This window comes from Burkholderia sp. Ac-20392 (assembly GCF_017104585.1).
GTDB lineage: Bacteria > Pseudomonadota > Gammaproteobacteria > Burkholderiales > Burkholderiaceae > Burkholderia > Burkholderia lata.
Window position 1 is genome coordinate 1 of record NZ_JAAGPB010000884.1, and the last position, 2,217, is coordinate 2,217.

Annotated in this window: 2 protein-coding genes and 1 pseudogene; all 3 read left to right on the plus strand. The window is 65.4% G+C overall.

Annotated features, from left to right (window positions below; translation table 11 throughout):
- Positions 1–94: 94 nt before the first annotated feature.
- Positions 95–946, plus strand: a pseudogene (locus G3N99_RS39355) (sugar ABC transporter permease); the annotation flags it as partial.
- Positions 943–1,794, plus strand: a complete 852-nt coding sequence (locus G3N99_RS39360; protein WP_122946150.1) for a carbohydrate ABC transporter permease — start codon at positions 943–945, stop codon at positions 1,792–1,794. The pseudogene G3N99_RS39355 and the gene G3N99_RS39360, both read left to right, overlap by 4 nt.
- Positions 1,791–2,217: HAD family hydrolase (locus G3N99_RS39365; protein ID WP_346778520.1), on the plus strand; the 427-nt coding region annotated here is incomplete at its 3' end. The genes G3N99_RS39360 and G3N99_RS39365, both read left to right, overlap by 4 nt.

Below are 2,217 nucleotides of genomic sequence, written 5' to 3' on the forward strand. Positions count from 1 at the left end.
TAAGTAAGGATGAATGAAAAGGAGACAGAGGAGGTGTAGACCGAGATATAGACGGTTTCCGGACACGACGCTCTTCCGATCTGGCGGCGCGAGCTGGCTCGTCTCGCCGTCCGTCGCGGTGCTGCTGCTGTGGATGTCGATTCCGCTCGCGATGACGATCTGGTATTCGTTCTCGCGCTACAACCTGCTGAACCCGGACGTGAAGGGTTTCGCCGGGCTCGACAACTACCGCTTCCTCGCGACCGATCCGTCGTTCCTGCCCGCGATCTGGCACACGCTCGTGCTGATCGGCGCAGTGCTCGCGATCACGGTGATCGGCGGCGTGCTGATGTCCGTGCTGTTCGACCGCAAGTTCTACGGGCAGGGCGTCGCACGCCTGCTCGCGATCGCGCCGTTCTTCGTGATGCCGACGGTGTCCGCGCTGATCTGGAAGAACATGATCCTTCACCCGGTGTACGGGCTCGTCGCGAACGCGATGCGTGCGCTCGGCATGACGCCGATCGACTGGTTCGCCGATTACCCGCTCACCGCCGTGATCATCATCGTCGCGTGGCAGTGGCTGCCGTTCGCGTTCCTGATCCTGTTCACCGCGATCCAGTCGCTCGACCAGGAGCAGAAGGAAGCCGCGCGCATCGACGGCGCGGGCCCGATCGCGATGTTCTTCTACATCACGCTGCCGCACCTGAAGCGCGCGATCGCAGTGGTCGTGATGATGGAGACGATCTTCCTGCTGTCGATCTTCGCGGAGATCTACACGACGACCGGCGGCGGCCCCGGCGACGCGACGACCAACCTGTCGTACCTGATCTACGCGCTCGGCCTGCAGCAGTTCGACGTCGGCCTCGCGTCCGCGGGCGGCATCATCGCCGTCGTGGTCGCGAACGTCGTGTCGTTCTTCCTCGTGCGGATGCTCGCGCGCAACCTGAAGGGAGAGTACGAGAAATGAGCGACCTGACCTTCGAAGGCCGGCGCGTGCCGGCCGTGTTCGACCTCGTGCGGCGCGCGCTGCCCGGCACGCTCGCGTGGCTGATCGCGCTGCTGCTGTTCTTCCCGATCTTCTGGATGGCGATCACCGCGTTCAAGACCGAGCAGCAGGCGTATGCGTCGACGCTGTTCTTCATCCCGACGCTCGACAGCTTCCGCGAGGTGTTCGCACGCAGCAACTACTTCGCGTTCGCATGGAATTCGGTGCTGATCTCGGCGGGCGTCACGGTGATCTCGCTGCTGTTCGCGGTGCCGGCCGCGTACGCGATGGCGTTCTTCCCGAACCACCGCACGCAGAAGGTGCTGCTGTGGATGCTGTCGACGAAGATGATGCCGTCGGTCGGCGTGCTCGTGCCGATCTACCTGCTGTGGAAGAACGCGGGGCTGCTCGATAGCGTGTCGGGCCTCGTGATCGTCTACACGCTGATCAACCTGCCGATCGCGGTGTGGATGACCTTCACGTACTTCAACGAGATCCCGAAGGACATCCTCGAAGCCGGGCGGATCGACGGCGCGTCGACGTGGCAGGAGATCGTCTACCTGCTGATGCCGATGGCGCTGCCGGGGCTCGCGTCCACCGCGCTGCTGCTCGTGATCCTGTCGTGGAACGAGGCGTTCTGGAGCATCAACCTGTCGAGCTCGAACGCGGCGCCGCTGACCGTGTTCATCGCGTCGTACTCGAGCCCGGAGGGATTGTTCTGGGCGAAGCTGTCCGCGGCATCGTTGCTCGCGGTCGCGCCGATCCTGATCGTCGGCTGGCTGTCGCAGAAGCAGCTCGTGCGCGGGCTCACGTTCGGAGCCGTCAAATGACCGCGATGAATGTCCTGATCTGCGATTGCGACGGCGTGCTGATCGACAGCGAGGCGGTGGCGGCCGACGTGCTCGTGCGCGAACTCGATGCACGCTGGCCGGGCGTCGACGCGCGGCCGGCCGTGATGCCGCTGCTCGGGCTGCGTATCGAACGCGTGCTGGCTGGCGCGAGCGAGGCCGTCGGGCGCTCACTGTCGAACGACGACGTCGTCGAAATCCGCGCGGCGGTCGAGGCGGCGGCCGTCAATGCGCGGATGGTCGACGGCATCGATGTCGCGCTGGCCGCGATTCAACTGACGACGGCCTGCGCGAGCAACAGCTACCGCGCGTACGTCGAGGCGGCACTGGCGCGCACGGGCCTCGCGCGCTTCTTCGGCGACCGGCTGTTCTGCGCGGACGCCGTCGCGCGGCCGATCGGAAGAG

What these genes read in the sequence shown, in the direction of transcription:
- G3N99_RS39360 (WP_122946150.1), top strand. Translation starts at nt 943, where the DNA reads ATGAGCGACCTGACCTTCGAAGGCCGGCGCGTGCCGGCCGTGTTCGAC.